Genomic DNA, 16,764 nt, shown 5'->3' with positions numbered 1-16,764 from the left:
CAGAGTGGCGTGGCTCACCCTCGCGGAGTACGTTCCCAGACCGGAGCGAACACCGACGTCCGGCTTCCGGACGGAGAGCGGAGGAAACATGCGTCGACAGAATCTCGTCCGGCTGGGGGCAGTCGCACTGCTCGCCGGAAGCCTGGCCGCCTGTGGCGGCGGTGACTCGGACGACGGCGACGGCGGTGGTGGCTCCGGTGGCGGAGGCGCACCCTGGATCCTCGGCACCACCGACTCGGTGACCGCGCTCGACCCGGCCGGGTCCTACGACCTCGGCTCGTCGACGCTGGAGTACAACCTCTACCAGAACCTGCTGACCGTCCCCGCGAACTCCTCGGAGATCGTCGGCGACGCCGCCGAGTCGTGCGACTACGACGACCCGCAGACCCTGACGTGCACGCTCAAGTCCGGGCTGAAGTTCTCCAACGGCGACGACCTGACGTCGTCCGACGTGAAGTACAGCTTCGAGCGGTCCATCCAGATCCAGGACCCGAACGGTGCCGCGATCTACCTGCTCGGCAGCATCACCAGCACCGACAAGGACGGCTTGGTCACCCTCGACGAGGGCGCGATCGAGACCCCCGACGACACCACCGTCGTCTTCCACCTCAACAAGCCCGACACGACGTTCCAGTACGTCCTCACCTACCCGGGTGCGGCCGCGATCGTCGACGAGGACGTCTTCCCCGCCGACGAGAAGCTCGCCGACGAGGAGATCATCGGGTCCGGCCCCTACAAGCTGAGCCAGTACAAGGCAGGCGAGCAGGCCGTGCTGGAGATCAACGACCAGTACACCGGTGAGAACGTCGGCACGTCCGAGCAGGTCTTCGTGAAGTACTACTCCGAGCCGTCCGCGCTCAAGCTCGCCGCCGAGAACGGTGAGGTCGACGTCGCGTGGCGCAGCCTCAGCCCGACCGACATCGCCGACCTGCAGAACAACGACGCGGTCACCGTCGCCACCGGCAAGGGCTCGGAGATCCGTTACTGGACCTGGAAGGTCGACGGCCCAGTCGGCAAGCAGAAGGCGATCCGCCAGGCTGCCGCCCAGGTGATCGACCGCGAGGCGATCGCCCAGGACGCCTACGACGGCACCGTCGACCCGCTGTACTCCATCGTCCCGCCCGGCTACGCCGGCCAGAAGGACGCCTTCCAGGAGAAGTACGGCGACCCCGACCCCGCCAAGGCCAAGCAGATCCTCGCGGACGCGGGCATCAAGACCCCCGTCGACCTGACCGTCGGCTGGACGCCCACCCACTACGGGCCCAGCACCGAGGACGAGGCCAACGAGCTCAAGCGCCAGCTCGACGAGAGCGGCCTGTTCAACGTGACGCTCAAGAGCACCGAGTGGGAGCAGTACCAGACGATCTACAAGGAGGGCGCCTACGACCTCTGGATCCTCGGCTGGTTCCCGGACTACCCCGACACCGACGACTACCTGTCGCCCTTCATGGTCGACGGCGGGTTCTTCCAGAACGGCTACCAGAGCGACGAGGCCAACAAGCTCGTCGACGAGGAGCAGGGCACCGACGACCAGGCCACGCGCGAGGAGGCCTTCGGCAAGCTCCAGGACCTCGCGGCCGAGGACGTCCCGTTCATCCCGTCGTGGGTGGGCCAGAACACCGGCGTCTACGGTGCTGGGATGGAGGGCGTGGAGGACACGCTCGACCCGGCGTTCATCTTCCGCTTCTGGCTCGTCAGCAAGAGCTCCTGACCAACGCAGCGGCCGTGGGGTGCAGCCCGAGAGGGCTGCTCCCCGCGGCGCCTGCGTGGAGAGCAGCACATGTCACGTTCCGGTTCCGGATCACTCCCGCGCTACATCCTCCAGCGCGTCCTGCTGGTCATCCCGATGATCTGGGTGATCCTCACCCTCGTCTTCGTCGTCCTGCGGGTCGCCCCCGGTGACCCGGTGTCCGCGGCGCTCGGCGGCAAGCTCAACGCCGACGCGCTCGAGCAGCGACGCCAGGCCCTCGGCTTCAACCGCCCGCTGATCGAGCAGTACTGGGAGTACCTCTCCGCGGTGATGCGGCTCGACTTCGGCACGACCTTCAGCGACAACCAGCCCGTCCTGCACGTCGTACGGGACAAGGGCGGGGCGACGCTGAGCCTGACCCTGGCCGCATTCGCCATCGCGCTGGTGGTCGGCATCCCGCTCGGCCTCCTCGCCGGGCGCTACCGCGACTCGGTCGCCGACGTGCTGATCCGCTTCTTCGGCATCCTCAGCTATGCCGCGCCGATCTTCTTCATCGGCTTCCTGCTGCAGGTCTACGTCGCGCAGCCGCTCGGCCTGCCCACCTCCGGCATGGCCAGCCCGATCACCGTCTTCACCGTCGAGCCCAAGACCCACATCCTGCTGATCGACGTGTTCTTCAGCGGTGACGGCACCGCGATCACCGACGTGCTGAAGCACCTCCTGCTGCCCGCGGCGACCCTCGGGCTGCTGATCTGCGGGGTGTTCATCCGGCTGGTGCGCGTCAACATCCTGCAGACGATGCAGTCCGACTACGTCGAGGCGGCCGAGGCGCGGGGCATCTCGCCGAGCAAGGTCACCCGCAAGCACGCCTTCCGCAACGCCCTCGTGCCGGTCATCACGGTCGTCGGCCTCCAGTTCGCGCTGCTGCTCGGCGGTGCGGTGCTCACCGAGTCGACCTTCAACTGGCCGGGCCTGGGCAACGAGCTGGTGAAGTACATCAACGACCGCGACTACGGCGCGGTGCAGGGGATCATCACGATCTTCGCCGTCGCCGTGGTGCTGATCAGCCTGCTGGTCGACATCGTCAACGCCCTCGTCGACCCCCGAGTGAGGTACTGATGCGTGGCGTCCTGAAGCTCATCGCCAAGCCCTTCACCGACACGGTGGGCCTGGCCCGCTGGATGCTGGTGATCGGCGTCGTGCTGACCGCGGTCTTCGTGGTGTGCGCGATCTTCGCGCCGTGGCTGGCGCCCTACGGCTTCGCGCAGTCGTCCGTCGACGGCGCCCGCTTCCCCAAGGTCGGCGCACCCAGCGGCACCCACTGGTTCGGCACCGACCGGCTCTTCTTCGATGTCTTCTCCCGCGTGGTGTGGGGAGCGCGTACGGCGATCCTGGTCGTGGTGCTCTCGATCCTGTTCTGCGTGGTGATCGGGGTGCCGCTCGGCCTGGTCTCCGGCTACTTCGGCGGCTGGCCCGACCGGATCCTGGTGCTGGTCATGGACGCGATCTTCGCGTTCCCGTCGTTCCTGCTGGCGATCGTCTTCTCGTTCCTGCTGACCGGGATCATCGGTGGCAGCGTGATCGCGGTGGCGCTGTCGCTGACCGCGATCTACATCCCGCAGTACTTTCGCGTGGTCCGCAACACGACCGTCAGCGCCAAGGAGGCGACCTACGTCGAGGCGGCGCGCGCCATCGGTGCCACCGACGGCGTCGTGATGCGGCGCTACCTCTTCGGCAACGTCGTGCAGAGCGTCCCGGTGCTGGCCACCCTCAATGCCGCCGACGCGATCCTGACCCTCGCCGGACTCGGCTTCCTCGGCCTCGGCATCCAGTCGACCGACGCCGCCGAGTGGGGCCACGACCTCAACCGCGCGCTCGCCGACGCCGGATCCGGCGTGTGGTGGACCGGTCTCTACCCGGGCCTCGCCATCGTGCTGCTGGTGACCGGCCTGACGCTGGTCGGCGAGGGGCTCAACGAGACCCTGAACCCGACCCTGCGGCGCCGCCGGCTGCTGCCGGTCGTGCTGCCCGCCCGCACGACGACGTCCGAGGAGGTGCGCTGACATGGAGCTGCGCGACGAGTCCGACGCCCACAGCACCGAGCCCGTGATCTCGGCCCGCGACGTCCGCGTCTGGTACGGCACCACCCGCGGCGCGATCCGCGCGGTCGACGGCGTCAGCTTCGACCTCGCGCCGGGGGAGACCCTCGGCCTGGTGGGGGAGTCCGGCTGCGGCAAGTCCACGCTCGGGCGTGGTCTCATCGGGCTGCTGCCCGAGGGTGCCAAGCGCGACGGCGAGGTGGTCTTCAACGGCAAGGACGTCCTGTCGATGACGCCCAAGGAGGCCTATCGCCTGCGCGGCCGCGAGCTCGGGATGATCTTCCAGGAGCCGCTGACCCGGCTGAACCCGCTGATGCGCATCTCCGAGCACTTCGAGGAGACCATCACGCAGCACGAACCCGACCTGGGCAAGGAGGAGGTACGCCGTCGCGGTCTCGAGGCGCTGCGCCTGATGGGCATCCCGCCCACGCGCTACAAGTCGTACCCGCACGAGTTCTCCGGTGGCATGCGGCAGCGGCTGATGATCGCGCTGGCCCTGGTGCTGCGGCCGGCGTTCGTGGTGGCCGACGAGCCCACCACGGCGCTCGACGTCCTGGTCGAGGCGCAGATCGTGCGGATCCTCAACGACCTCCGCAAGAACTTCAACACGTCGCTGCTGCTCATCACGCACAACGTCGGGATCGTGGCCGAGGCCTGTGACCGCGTCGCGGTGATGTACGCAGGTCGCATCGTCGAGCAGGGTCGGGTCGAGGACGTGTTCCGCAACCCGCAGCACCCCTACACGCGCGAGCTGCTGCGGTCGACGATCAGCCTCGACACGACCGGTCTCGACTTCATCCCCGGCGCCCCGCCGGACCTCGTCGACCCGCCGGACGGCTGCCGCTTCCACCCGCGCTGCCCCGACGCGATGCAGGTGTGCGCGACGAAGAACCCGATCGACGTCGAACGGGCCGGTGGCGGGCGCGTGGAGTGCTGGCTGCGCGGTCCCGAGGCGGAGATCCCGGCCGGGGGCACCCAGCCGCTGAAGCAGGAGGAGCTGGCCGTTGCCGACGAAGCCTGAGACCACCACCCCCGCCGAGGTCGGCAGCGACACGGTGATCGACGTCCGCGGGCTGTCGGTCCACTTCGGCCTGCGCGGCGGCAGCCTCTCGCGCCTGGTCGGTCGCGACAGCGGCACCGTCAAGGCCGTCGACGGCGTCGACCTCACCCTGCGCCGCGGCGAGGTCGTCGGCGTCGTCGGCGAGAGCGGAAGCGGCAAGTCGACGCTCGGACGGGCGCTGATGGGGCTGGTGCCCGCCACAGACGGACAGATCGTCTTCGACGGCCGTGACGTGGCCTCGATGCGTCGCCGCGAGCTGCGCGAGGTCCGCCGCCACATCCAGATGGTCTTCCAGGACCCGAGCGCCGCGCTCAACCCGGCGATGACGGTGGAGGAGGCGATCGGCGACGCGCTGCGCGTGCAGGGCATGCGGTCGGCATCGGAGCGTCGTACGCGTGTGGTGGAGACCCTCGAGCGGGTCGGCCTCTCGCCCGTGGAGCTGTTCCTCGACAAGTACCCCCGCGACCTCTCGGGTGGCCAGAAGCAGCGGGTCGTGATGGCGCGCGCGATCGTCATGGGCCCGAGCGTGCTGGTGGCCGACGAGCCGATCTCGATGCTCGACATGTCGGTGCGGGCCAAGATCCTGCAGCTGATGCTCGACCTGAAGCAGCAGCTCGACCTGAGCTACGTCTACATCACCCACGACCTGGCCAGCGCGAAGTTCTTCTGCGACCGGATCGCGATCATGTACCTCGGTCGGATCGTGGAGATCGGCGACACCGAGGAGATCTTCGCCAACCCCCGCCACCCGTACACCAAGGCGCTGCTCAAGGCGATCCCCAACCCGGACCCGTCGGTCCCCGTCGCGCGCGACCTGCCGCGCGGCGAGATCCCCGACGCCGCGCGCCCGCCGCTCGGGTGTGCGTTCCACCCCCGGTGCCCGGTGGCCACGCCGACCTGCGGCTGGGAGTCGCGCGACCTGCGCACCGTGCTCGAGGAGCACTGGCTGCGCCAGGGCGGCGAGGTGTACGCCGAGGAGTCCCGTGTGCTGGGCGACCTCGACGTCCTCGACGAGCCGTCGACGTCGGTGGTGCTCGGCAAGGGCGACCCGGCGGCCGCCACCCAGCTGCTGGCCCGGATCCGGAGCGAGAACCCCGACGAGCCGATGTGGCAGGGCGTGACCTCGATCGACCAGACCAGTGGCGGCGTCGCGGTGGAGTTCCACGCCGGCGAGGACCCGGCCCTGCGTCGGGCGGGCGGCGTCGACGTGGCGTGCGTCCTCTACGGCGAGGACGACTGAGGCCTCATTCCGCGGACTCGTCGGTCGACGCGTCGGTGGCCGGGGGAGTGCGCTCGGGCAGGGGCGGCACGGTGCCGCCCTTGGTCGGGCAGAACTGGTGGTAGGAGCACCAGTCGCACAGCCTGGACGGGCTCGGGCGCCAGTCGCCGGTCTGCTGGGCGAGCTGGATGGCTGCCCACAGCGCCTCCACCTTGCGCTCGGTGGCGCGCAGGTCGGCCTCGTCGGGCTCGTAGCGGACGATCTCGCCGTTGCCGAGGTAGATCAGCTGGAGCACCGAGGGCACGACCCCGCGCAGGCGCCAGATGACGAGCGCGTAGAACTTCATCTGGAACAGCGCCTTGGCCTCGAAGCCCTCGCGGACCGACTTCCCGGTCTTGTAGTCGCTGATCCTGATCCGTCCGTCCGGAGCGACCTCGATGCGGTCGATGAAGCCGCGCAAGAGCAGCTTGGAGTCGAGGAGGGCCTCGACGTAGAGCTCGCGCTCGGCGGGCTCGAGACGGCGGGGGTCCTCGAGGTCGAAGTAGCGGTCGAGGACCGTGCGGCAGGAGGTGAGCCACGACGCGACGTCGGGGCCCTCGTCGCCGAACATCTCGGCCAGACCGGGCTCGGCCTCGAGGATCGCGTCCCACGCCGGCACGAGCATGTCGCCAGCCCGCTCGGGCGTGCGGTCGAGCGCTGGGAGGTCGAAGAGGTCCTCGAGCACCTTGTGGACCACGGTGCCGCGCACCGCGTCGGGAGAGGGCTCCTCGGGAAGCCGGTCGATGGTGCGGAAGCGGTACATCAGCGGGCAGGTCATGAAGTCGCCGGCCCGGCTCGGCGAGAGCGCCCCGAGCACGTCCACGCCGTCCACCGGCGTGGAGATCCGCTCGGCCGGGGACTCGGCGGGCTCGGTGGGAGAAGACGGTGCAGCGGGGATCGACATGACGCGGTCACCCTAGGCGAGGCGTACGACAGTGCCCGCGACGCGGCTCGGCGTGGGTGCCATTCGTTAGGGTCGTACCGTGCCTGATGACACCCCTGGTCCGCCACCTGCCGAGGGGCAGTCCACTCGCCGCGCCCCGCGCCCGCCCGGCACGCTGCGCATCGGGTCCATCGCCGGCATCGACGTGCTGATCACCAGCTCGTGGTTCATCGTGGCGCTGCTGATCTCCATCACCTTCGCGCCGCGCATCGAGCAGGTGGAGCCGGGCCTCGGCTTCTGGAAGTACGTCGCCGGCCTGGTGTTCGCCGTGGTGCTCTACCTCTCCGTGCTGCTCCACGAGGCCTCGCACGCCGTCACCGCCCAGCGCTTCGGCTACGGCGTCACCTCGATCACCCTCCACTTCCTCGGCGGCATGACCGAGATCGACGGTCAGTCGCGCCGGCCACGCCACGAGTTCTGGATCGCCGTGGTCGGCCCGCTCACCTCCATCGCGGTCGGGCTCGTCGCGACCGGGCTCTGGTTCGTGGTGCCCGCGGGGCTCGTCCGGGAAGCGGTGTGGAGCCTGGCGGCAGCCAACCTCGTCATCGGTGTCCTCAACCTCGTCCCGGGCCTCCCGCTCGACGGCGGGCGCGTGCTCAAGGCGATCGTGTGGGGTGCCTCCGGCAACCAGCACCGCGCCACCATCGTGGCGGGGTGGGGCGGGCGGGTGGCTGCCCTCGCACTCCTCGCCTGGCCGCTGGTGCAGGAGCCGCTGACCGGGGTCGAGCCGGCGGTCATGGACCTGATCCTCGTGTTCATCCTGGGCCTGTTCCTGTGGACCGGCGCGACGGCCGCGATGGCCCACGCGCGCCTGCGCCAGCGGCTTCCCGCTCTCGTCGCACGCCCGCTCGCGCGTCGTACGCTCACGGTCCCGGGCGACCTCCCGCTGGCCGAGGCCGTGCGCCGCGCCCAGGAGGCCCAGGCCGGGAGCATCGTCACCGTCTCAGCCGACGGCCGCCCGCAGGGCATCGTCAGCGAGGCCGCCGTGACCGCGATGCCGGAGGAGCGACGTCCCTGGGTGGCCGTCTCCACGGTCGCGCGGGCGATGGAGGAGGGGCTCACCCTTCCCGCCACGGTCGCCGGTGAGGAGCTGATCCTCGCCATCAGCCGGCGCCCTGCGGAGGAGTACCTCCTGGTCGAGGACGACGGCCGGATCTACGGTGTGCTGTCCACCGCCGACGTCGACCGGGCCTTCCGCGAGAACGCCGCCGGCTGAGTGAAACGGCCCTCCGGCCACTAGTCTGCGCGGCATGTCCGAGCAGTCTCCCGACGTCCCCGCCGAGGCCTGGTCCGGCGTCCACCGCGGCCCCCTGAGGGTGGGTGAGTGGGTGCGGCTGACCGACCAGAAGGGCCGCAAGCACAACTTCGAGCTCGTCGAGGGCAAGCGCTTCTTCTCCAACAAGGGCCACCTCGACCACGACGACATGATCGGTCGCGACGAGGGGTTCACGATCACCTCGTCGGCCGGCGGGCAGTACCTCGTCTTCCGCCCGCTGCTCAACGAGTTCGTCGTCTCGATGCCGCGCGGTGCGGCCGTCGTCTACCCCAAGGACGCCGCCCAGATCGTGGCGCTCGCCGACATCTATCCCGGCGCCCGCGTCGTCGAGGCCGGAGCAGGCTCGGGTGCGCTCACCTGCTCGCTGCTCCGCGCGGTCGGTCCCTGGGGTCGCGTGACCTCGTTCGAGCTGCGCGAGGAGTTCGCCGACGTCGCGCGTCGCAACGTCAACCAGTTCTTCTCCGCGCCCGAGGGGCAGACGCACCCTGCGTGGGACCTGCGCCTGGGCGACCTGAAGGAGGGCCTGCCCGCGCTCGGCACGCAGGTCGACCGGATCATCCTCGACATGCTCGACCCGTGGAACTGCGTCGACACCGTCGCCGACGCCCTCGTGCCCGGCGGCATCGTGTGCGCCTACGTCGCGACCACCACGCAGCTCTCCCGCGTCGTCGAGACCCTGCGCGCCCACGGTGGCTTCACCGAGCCGCAGCCGTGGGAGTCGCTCGTGCGCGACTGGCACGTGGAGGGCCTGGCGGTCCGCCCCGGCCACAAGATGATCGGCCACACCGCGTTCCTGGTCACTGCCCGTCGGATGGCGCCGGGGGAGAAGCCGCCGCGCAAGACCCGTCGTCCGGCGCCCGGTGCCTACGGCCCCGACTACACCGGCCCCCGCCCCGCCGACGTACCTCCGCTCGAGGCGACCGACGGCCACCCCGACATCGACCTGTGAGCGGCATCGAGGTCGTCGAGTGGACGCCACGCTGGGCCGAGGAGTTCGAGGCGGTCGCCGCCGTCCTGCGTGAGGCCCTGGCCGACGTCCCGACCGCCGTGGTCGAGCACGTCGGCTCGACCTCGGTGCCGGGGCTCGCGGCCAAGCCGATCCTCGACATCGACGTCATCGTCGCCGCCGACGACGCGTCCGCGGCGATCTCCGCACTGGAGTCGGTCGGCCACGAGCACCGCGGGGACCTCGGGGTCCGGGGCCGCGAGGCGTTCCACGCACCCGGACCGCCCCGCCGCAACGTCTACGTCTGCACTGCGGGCACGCCCAACGTCCGCAACCACCTCGCGGTCCGCGACGTGCTGCGCAGCCACGACGACCTGCGCGACGCGTACGCCGACGTGAAGCGGGCGCTGGCCGACGACCCCACCATGGACATCGACACCTACCTCGCCGGCAAGTCCGCCGTCCTGCAGCAGGTGCTCGAGGCCTCCGGGGAGTTCAGCGAGGCGGAGCTCGATGCGATCCGGCGGCTCAACGGCGGCTGACACCCCGGCAACGGCGACGTTGCGAAACGGTGATCAACACGACGAGATATCCACTTCCGTCCCGTGCGTTCATGGGTAGTGTCGAAACAGGAGGTGCGAGATGACTGAGCCGACACGCGAGCAACTTGCCACTCAGGTGCGCTACCTGGAGGCCGAGGTCACCGACCTGCGCCGCCGCCTCGACGACGCACCCGGGCAGTCCCGCGGACTGGAGACCCGGCTGGCCGACGCGCAGCGATCGCTGGCCGCCGTCTCGAGCCAGAACGAGCGCCTCGCGCAGACGCTGCGCGACGCGCGTGACCAGATCACCACGCTCAAGGAGGAGGTCGACCGGCTGGCACAGCCGCCGGCAGGCTTCGGCACCTTCCTGACGCGCAACGAGGACGACTCGGTCGACGTGTTCACCGGAGGCCGCAAGCTGCGCGTCAGCGTGAGCCCGGCGGTGGACCTCGACGGGCTGGTGCGTGGCCAGGAGGTCATGCTCAACGAGGCCCTCAACGTGGTGTCCGCGCTCGACTTCGAGCAGGTCGGCGAGGTCGTGATGCTCAAGGAGATCCTCGCCGACGGCGACCGCGCGCTGGTGATCGCCAATGCCGACGAGGAGCGCGTCGTGCGGCTCGCCGAGCCCCTGCGCGCCGAGGACGTCACCATCCGCGCCGGCGACTCGCTCCTGCTCGACACCCGCTCGGGCTACGTCTACGAGGTCGTGCCCAAGTCCGAGGTCGAGGAGCTGGTCCTGGAGGAGGTGCCCGACATCGACTACACCCAGATCGGCGGCCTCACCACCCAGATCGACGCCATCCGCGACGCGGTCGAGCTGCCGTACCTCCACCCCGAGCTGTTCAAGGACCACGAGCTCAAGCCGCCGAAGGGCGTGCTGCTCTACGGCCCGCCCGGCTGCGGCAAGACGCTGATCGCCAAGGCGGTCGCCAACTCGCTGGCCAAGAAGGTCGCCGAGCGCACCGGGGCGTCGGGGAAGTCGTACTTCCTCAACATCAAGGGCCCCGAGCTGCTCAACAAGTACGTCGGCGAGACCGAGCGCCACATCCGCCTGGTCTTCCAGCGGGCGCGGGAGAAGGCCTCGCTCGGCACGCCCGTCATCGTGTTCTTCGACGAGATGGACTCCCTCTTCCGCACCCGCGGCTCGGGCGTCTCCTCCGACGTGGAGAACACGATCGTGCCGCAGCTGCTGAGCGAGATCGACGGCGTCGAGGCGCTGGAGAACGTGCTCGTCATCGGCGCCTCCAACCGCGAGGACATGATCGACCCCGCGATCCTGCGGCCCGGTCGTCTCGACGTGAAGATCAAGATCGAGCGCCCCGACGCCGAGTCGGCGCGCGACATCTTCTCCAAGTACCTCACCCCGACCCTGCCGCTGCACGCCGAGGACCTCGCGGAGTTCCACGACGACCGCGGGGCGACCGTGAACGCGATGATCCGGGCGACCGTGGAGCGGATGTACACCGAGTCGGAGGAGAACCGCTTCCTCGAGGTCACCTACGCCAACGGTGACAAGGAGGTCCTCTACTTCAAGGACTTCAACTCCGGGGCGATGATCCAGAACATCGTCGACCGCGCCAAGAAGATGGCGATCAAGGACTTCCTCGACAGCGACCTCAACCCCGCCCAGCGGGGCCTGCGGGTCCAGCACATGCTCCAGGCGTGCGTCGACGAGTTCAAGGAGAACGAGGACCTGCCCAACACGACCAACCCCGACGACTGGGCGCGGATCTCGGGCAAGAAGGGTGAGCGCATCGTGTTCATCCGCACCCTCATCACCGGCAAGCAGGGCACCGAGCCCGGCCGCTCCATCGACACGGTCGCCAACACCGGTCAGTACCTGTGAGTCCTCGTTGACCAGGGAGGACGACCTCGGGCACAGCGACATCGAGGCTGCCCTCGCCACCCGTCGCGAGCTCGGCGCCCGCTACGACGCCGAGCTCGTCGACGGCTTCGCGGAGCGCATCGAGCGGGCTGTCGAGCGGCGGGTGGCCGACCAGGTCGCGCTCCAGCGCGGACGGTCGGCTGCGGTGGCAGGCGGCGGCGCTCGGCAGCTCGCGCTCGGCATCATCTCCCTGGTCGCCTTCATCCCGATCAGCATCGCGCTCGGGGTGAACGACCAGTTCCTGGCGCTCCTCGTCACGCTGGCCGGGATCGTCGCGGTCAACGTCGCGCACGCCTGGCAGTCGCGGCAGTAGCCGGCGCCTCACCCGCCGGGAGGATCCCGCAGGGCCGCGCTCGGGTCTAGGTTGAGCAGATGCGAAGCATCCTGATCATCGTCGTCATCGTCATCGTGGTCATCTTCCTGCTGGGGTTCCTCCGCCGCGGGCGCTGAGGACCCTCAGCACGGACGTCAGTCCGCGAGCAGCCGGTAGCCGTAGGTCCACGGCCGGCTCGCGGCCGGGCCCGGCAGGTACTCCTGCTGGACCTCCGTGACGTGCCACCCGGCCTCCGCCACCATGGCCGGCACGTCACGGGTGAGGTGGCAGCCTCCCGCGATCGCGCGCTGCACCGGCTCGACGCGCCGCTGCCAGCGTCGTACGGACTCGTCGGGCGCCAGCCCGTGCTCCAGCACGTGCAGGCGACCGCCCGCGCGCACCACGCGTCGCGCCTCGTGCAGCGCCAGCACCGCGTCGGGGATCGTGCAGAGGCTGAAGGTCACCAGAGCGCTGTCGTGGGAGTCGTCGGGCAGGTCGAGCCGCTGGCCGTCGAGCCCGGCCCGCTCGATGGGGAGGGTGGTGCGCGCCCGACGTCGCTCGGACAGCCGCCACCCGACGTCGGACGGCTCGATCGCGGTGACGCCCGTGACCTCGGACGGATACCACCGGACGTTGAGCCCGCTGCCGAAGCCGATCTCGAGCACCCCACCGGTGAGGCCGGCGCACGCGACCTCGCGCAGCTCACCCACCTCGTGGCCGCGCAGGCTCAGATCGGTCAGTCGTGGCACGACGCGTTCGTCCCACAGCCGTAGGCTCATGCCATGAGCGTACGACGCGTGATGGGCACCGAGGTCGAGTACGGCATCTCGGTGCAGGGGCAGCCCGCGGCCAACCCGATGGTGGCGTCGTCCCAGATCGTCAACGCCTACGCGTCCTCGACGGTCAAGGCCCGGCGGGCCCGCTGGGACTTCGAGGAGGAGTCGCCGCTGCGTGACGCGCGTGGCTTCGACATGGCCCGCCAGATCGCCGACCCGAGCCAGCTCACCGACGAGGACCTCGGCCTGGCCAACGTGATCCTCGGCAACGGAGCCCGGCTCTACGTCGACCACGCCCACCCGGAGTACTCCTCGCCCGAGGTGACCACGCCTCTCGACGTGGTGCGGTGGGAGAAGGCGGGGGAGCAGGTCATGCTCGACGCGTCGCGGATGGCCGCCCAGATCCCCGGCAGCACGCCGATCCTGCTCTACAAGAACAACACCGACAACAAGGGCGCCTCCTACGGCGCCCACGAGAACTACCTGATGCGGCGCTCCACGCAGTTCGCCGAGATCGTGCGCCACCTGACGCCGTTCTTCGTCTCGCGGCAGGTCGTCACCGGCGCCGGCCGGGTCGGCATCGGCCAGGACGGGCGCGACCACGGCTTCCAGATCAGCCAGCGAGCCGACTACTTCGAGGTCGAGGTGGGCCTGGAGACGACGCTCAAGCGGCCGATCATCAACACCCGCGACGAGCCGCACGCCGACCCCGCGATCTATCGCCGCCTCCACGTCATCCTCGGTGACGCCAACCTCGCCGAGATCTCCATCTACCTGAAGTCGGGCACCACCTCGCTCGTGCTGGCGATGATCGAGGACGGCTTCATCGACGCCGACCTGTCCGTCGAGGGCGCGGTCCGGGCGCTGCGCGACGTCTCGCACGACCCGACGCTGCGCCACCTGATCACGCTGCGCGACGGGCGCAAGCTGACCGCCGTACAGCTGCAGCTGGAGTACCTCGACCTCGCCCGCAAGTTCGTCGAGGACCGCTACGGCGCCGACGCCGACGAGCAGACGCTCGACGTCCTGCAGCGCTGGGAGTCCGTGCTGACCCGCCTCGAACGCGACCCGATGGAGTGCGCCACCGAGCTCGACTGGGTCGCCAAGCTCAAGCTGCTCACCCAGTACCGCGACCGCGACGACCTCGACTGGGACGACGCCAAGCTGCACCTCATCGACCTCCAGTACGCCGACATCCGGCCCGACAAGGGGCTCTACCACCGGCTCGCGGCCTCCGGCCGGATCCAGCGGCTGCTCGACGACGCCTCGATCGAGGCGTCGATGCACGAGCCGCCCACCGACACGCGCGCCTACTTCCGCGGCCGCTGCCTCGACAAGTACGCCGACGCGGTCGCGGCCGCCTCGTGGGACTCGGTGATCTTCGACCTCCCGGGTCGCGAGTCCCTCCAGCGCGTGCCCACCATCGACCCCCTGCGGGGCACCCAGGCCCACGTCGGCGACCTCATCGACCGCAGCGACACCGCCCAGGCGCTGGTCGCCGCGATCACCCGCTGACGCCCACGTCGCTGGTGGAGCAGCGAGCGCCGGCGAGCGTGTCAAAACCGAGACGTCCTCTCGGTGGGCAAGTCGCTTGTGACGTCGGCGGGAGTGGATAGGGTCACTGGTATGGCCCAGGAGCAGAAGCAGCCGCGCAAGTCCTCGCAGGAGGAGACGGCGACCGAGGAGGTCGTCGAGAGCGACGTCGCCGAGCGCAAGGAGATGATCGACGAGGACGTCGACGCGATCCTCGACGAGATCGACGAGGTGCTCGAGACCAACGCCGAGGACTTCGTGAAGTCGTTCATCCAGAAGGGCGGCGAATGAACACCCCATCGAAATCCTCGCTCCGCTGCGGTTTCGACAGGGACCCCGAGTGAGCGACGAGTCTCGGCTGCCCGCGTCCTACATGACACCGGGCACGTCGAGCTTCGCCGACTTCCTCGGAGCGCAGGCGCCCGAGCTGCTCCCGTCACGCCGCGCCGTGCCCACCGGCGACGCCGGTGACCTGGCGCCCCACGGCACCACGATCGTGGCCGCGACCTTCGCCGGCGGCGTGGTGATGGCCGGCGACCGGCGCGCCACGATGGGCAACATCATCGCCCAGCGCGACATCCAGAAGGTCTTCCCGGCCGACGAGTTCTCCGTCGTCGGCATCGCCGGCACGGCCGGGCTCGCCGTCGAGATGGTGCGGCTCTTCCAGACCGAGCTCGAGCACTACGAGAAGATCGAGGGCACCACGCTGTCGATGGACGGCAAGGCCAACCGGCTCGCCGCCCTGATCCGCGCCAACCTCGGGCTGGCCATGCAGGGCCTGGCCGTCGTCCCGCTCTTCGCCGGCTACGACCTCGCGGCCGGCCAGGGTCGGATCTTCAGCTACGACGTCACCGGCGGCCGCTACGAGGAGACCGCGTTCCACTCGGTCGGCTCCGGCTCGCTGTTCGCCCGCGGCTCGCTGAAGAAGCTCTACCGCGACGACCTCAGCGAGGAGGAGGCCGTCACCGCGGTCATCCAGGCGCTCTACGACGCCGCCGACGACGACTCTGCGACCGGCGGTCCCGACCTCACGCGCCGGATCTTCCCGGTCGTCCACCTCATCACGCCCTCCGGCGGCCGACGGATGCCCGAGGAGGAGGTCTCCGCGATCGCCGACCGGATGATCGCCGCCCGGATGCAGCGTCCCGACGGCCCCGCCGCGGCCCTGGTCTGAGCAGGAGCCCTCCCACATGAGTATGCCGTTCTACGTCTCGCCCGAGCAGCTGATGAAGGACCGGGCCGACTTCGCCCGCAAGGGCATCGCCCGCGGCCGGTCCGTCGTCGCGATCCAGTACGCCGACGGCGTCCTGTTCGTCTCGGAGAACCCCTCCCAGGCGCTGCACAAGGTCAGCGAGATCTACGACCGGATCGCCTTCGCGGCGGTCGGGCGCTACAACGAGTTCGAGAACCTCCGCATCGCCGGCGTACGCCTCGCCGACATGCGCGGCTACGCCTACGACCGGCGTGACGTCACGGGTCGCGGGCTGGCCAACGCCTATGCCCAGACCCTCGGCACGATCTTCTCCTCGGGCGGCGAGAAGCCCTACGAGGTCGAGATCTTCGTCGCCGAGATCGGCGACGTGGTCGAGGACGACCAGCTCTACCGCCTGACCTACGACGGCCAGGTCGCCGACGAGCACGGTTATGCGGTGATGGGTGGCGCGGCCGACGTCGTCGCGGGCTACCTCGAGGAGCACTACGAGGCCGGTGCGCCGCTCGAGACGGCGCTGCGGCTCGCGGTCGCCGCGCTCGGCCACAGCGAGACCGACGACCGGGTGATCCCGGCCGATGACCTCGAGGTCGCGGTGCTCGACCGCACCCGGACCCAGCCGCGCAAGTTCCTGCGGCTGCGCGAGCAGCGCCTCACCGAGATCCTCGGGGAGCGTGGCGCGACCGAGCCCGCGGCCACCAACGCGGAGGACGCGGTGGCGGGCGCGGCCCCGCAGCAGAGCGGCCAGGACGACCCCGCCGACCCGACGGACCAGGTCAGCGGCGCCACGCCGCCGCTGGAGAACCCGGTGACGGGGGAGCCCCCGGTGGCACCGCCCGTCGCCCCGCCGGTGGCGCCGCCGGCGCGTCCCTCCGAGCAGGGACCCACCGACCCGGCGTCGCCGGGCGAGGCACCGCCGCCGGCTCCGCAGCCGCCGATCGACCCGCTGGGCTGACCGGCGGCCCGTCCGCCGCATGCGGAGCCGTTGCAACGGCTCCGCTCAGGCGGCGATCTCGTGACCGACTGGCGTGGCCCGGCCGGTCAGCTGCTTCTGCTCCGTGCCGCACCAGCACGTGAACGTGACGACGATGCCGTCGTCGGTGTTGGCCAGCGACGTGAGCTGGCTCGGGAAGATGAGCACTCGGGTGCCACACACCTGGCAGTTGTTGTCGAACATCGCTTGACCTCCTCAGATCGGTTGCGTGCCTCCATGATCGTGGCTGCCCTCCGACA

At 70.2% G+C, this 16,764-nt stretch carries 17 protein-coding genes; 14 read left to right on the top strand and 3 right to left on the bottom strand.

Annotated features, from left to right (window positions below; genetic code table 11):
* Positions 1-88: 88 nt before the first annotated feature.
* From J2X46_RS16930 to J2X46_RS16910, 5 genes are all read left to right on the top strand, one after another.
* A complete protein-coding gene (locus tag J2X46_RS16930) occupies positions 89-1,711 on the top strand; it encodes an ABC transporter substrate-binding protein (protein ID WP_310252597.1) in 1,623 nt (540 codons plus the stop codon).
* A gap of 69 nt (positions 1,712-1,780) precedes the next feature.
* The gene (locus J2X46_RS16925) at positions 1,781-2,809 is read left to right on the top strand and encodes an ABC transporter permease (RefSeq protein WP_310252595.1); all 1,029 of its coding nucleotides are present in this window, start codon (positions 1,781-1,783) and stop codon (positions 2,807-2,809) included.
* A complete protein-coding gene (locus tag J2X46_RS16920) occupies positions 2,809-3,753 on the top strand; it encodes an ABC transporter permease (protein ID WP_310252594.1) in 945 nt (314 codons plus the stop codon). The genes J2X46_RS16925 and J2X46_RS16920 overlap by 1 nt, the downstream gene beginning before the upstream one ends.
* A 1-nt stretch (position 3,754) precedes the next feature.
* Entirely contained in the window at positions 3,755-4,810 is a 1,056-nt protein-coding gene (locus J2X46_RS16915; RefSeq protein WP_310252592.1) for an ABC transporter ATP-binding protein, read from the top strand.
* Complete coding sequence (locus J2X46_RS16910; protein WP_310252590.1) at positions 4,794-6,089, top strand: ABC transporter ATP-binding protein; 1,296 nt, start codon at positions 4,794-4,796, stop codon at positions 6,087-6,089. The genes J2X46_RS16915 and J2X46_RS16910 overlap by 17 nt, the downstream gene beginning before the upstream one ends.
* 4 nt (positions 6,090-6,093) lie before the next feature.
* On the opposite strand, the gene J2X46_RS16905 is transcribed toward J2X46_RS16910, so the two are convergent.
* Complete coding sequence (locus J2X46_RS16905; RefSeq protein ID WP_310252588.1) at positions 6,094-7,011, bottom strand: PD-(D/E)XK nuclease family protein; 918 nt, start codon at positions 7,009-7,011, stop codon at positions 6,094-6,096.
* 79 nt (positions 7,012-7,090) lie between these two features.
* On the opposite strand from J2X46_RS16905, the gene J2X46_RS16900 reads away from it, so the two are divergent.
* From J2X46_RS16900 to J2X46_RS16880, 5 genes are all read left to right on the top strand, one after another.
* Complete coding sequence (locus J2X46_RS16900) at positions 7,091-8,266, top strand: site-2 protease family protein (protein WP_310252586.1); 1,176 nt, start codon at positions 7,091-7,093, stop codon at positions 8,264-8,266.
* Positions 8,267-8,300: 34 nt separating this feature from the next.
* Positions 8,301-9,275, top strand: coding sequence for a tRNA (adenine-N1)-methyltransferase (locus J2X46_RS16895; protein WP_310252583.1), 975 nt, complete (start codon positions 8,301-8,303; stop codon positions 9,273-9,275).
* Complete coding sequence (locus J2X46_RS16890; RefSeq protein ID WP_310252581.1) at positions 9,272-9,814, top strand: GrpB family protein; 543 nt, start codon at positions 9,272-9,274, stop codon at positions 9,812-9,814. The genes J2X46_RS16895 and J2X46_RS16890 overlap by 4 nt, the downstream gene beginning before the upstream one ends.
* A gap of 100 nt (positions 9,815-9,914) precedes the next feature.
* Positions 9,915-11,660, top strand: coding sequence for a proteasome ATPase (gene arc / locus J2X46_RS16885; protein WP_310252579.1), 1,746 nt, complete (start codon positions 9,915-9,917; stop codon positions 11,658-11,660).
* Between the two features lie 7 nt (positions 11,661-11,667).
* On the top strand, positions 11,668-12,012 hold the full coding sequence (locus J2X46_RS16880; protein WP_310252577.1) for a hypothetical protein: 345 nt from the start codon (positions 11,668-11,670) through the stop codon (positions 12,010-12,012).
* Between the two features lie 155 nt (positions 12,013-12,167).
* On the opposite strand, the gene J2X46_RS16875 is transcribed toward J2X46_RS16880, so the two are convergent.
* The gene (locus tag J2X46_RS16875; RefSeq protein ID WP_310252575.1) at positions 12,168-12,791 is read right to left on the bottom strand and encodes a methyltransferase domain-containing protein; all 624 of its coding nucleotides are present in this window, start codon (positions 12,789-12,791) and stop codon (positions 12,168-12,170) included.
* Between the two features lie 3 nt (positions 12,792-12,794).
* Between J2X46_RS16875 and dop the strand changes: the two genes are divergently transcribed.
* From dop to prcA, 4 genes are all read left to right on the top strand, one after another.
* Positions 12,795-14,303 (top strand): depupylase/deamidase Dop, encoded by a 1,509-nt coding sequence (dop, locus tag J2X46_RS16870; RefSeq protein ID WP_310252573.1) that lies wholly within the window; start codon positions 12,795-12,797, stop codon positions 14,301-14,303.
* Between the two features lie 111 nt (positions 14,304-14,414).
* The gene (locus tag J2X46_RS16865) at positions 14,415-14,612 is read left to right on the top strand and encodes a ubiquitin-like protein Pup (RefSeq protein ID WP_310252572.1); all 198 of its coding nucleotides are present in this window, start codon (positions 14,415-14,417) and stop codon (positions 14,610-14,612) included.
* 82 nt (positions 14,613-14,694) lie between these two features.
* Positions 14,695-15,495: a proteasome subunit beta gene (prcB, locus tag J2X46_RS16860; RefSeq protein WP_310252979.1), complete on the top strand. Its 801-nt coding sequence runs from the start codon at positions 14,695-14,697 to the stop codon at positions 15,493-15,495.
* 16 nt (positions 15,496-15,511) lie between these two features.
* Entirely contained in the window at positions 15,512-16,486 is a 975-nt protein-coding gene (gene prcA / locus J2X46_RS16855) for a proteasome subunit alpha (RefSeq protein WP_310252571.1), read from the top strand.
* A 45-nt stretch (positions 16,487-16,531) separates the two neighbouring features.
* Here the strand turns inward: prcA and J2X46_RS16850 are convergent, their stop codons facing one another.
* Positions 16,532-16,708, bottom strand: a complete 177-nt coding sequence (locus J2X46_RS16850) for a hypothetical protein (RefSeq protein WP_310252569.1) — start codon at positions 16,706-16,708, stop codon at positions 16,532-16,534.
* Between the last annotated feature and the right edge of the window lie 56 nt (positions 16,709-16,764).

This window comes from Nocardioides sp. BE266, assembly GCF_031457855.1.
GTDB lineage: Bacteria > Actinomycetota > Actinomycetes > Propionibacteriales > Nocardioidaceae > Nocardioides.
This window is presented reverse-complemented; position numbering and strand designations above follow the sequence as displayed.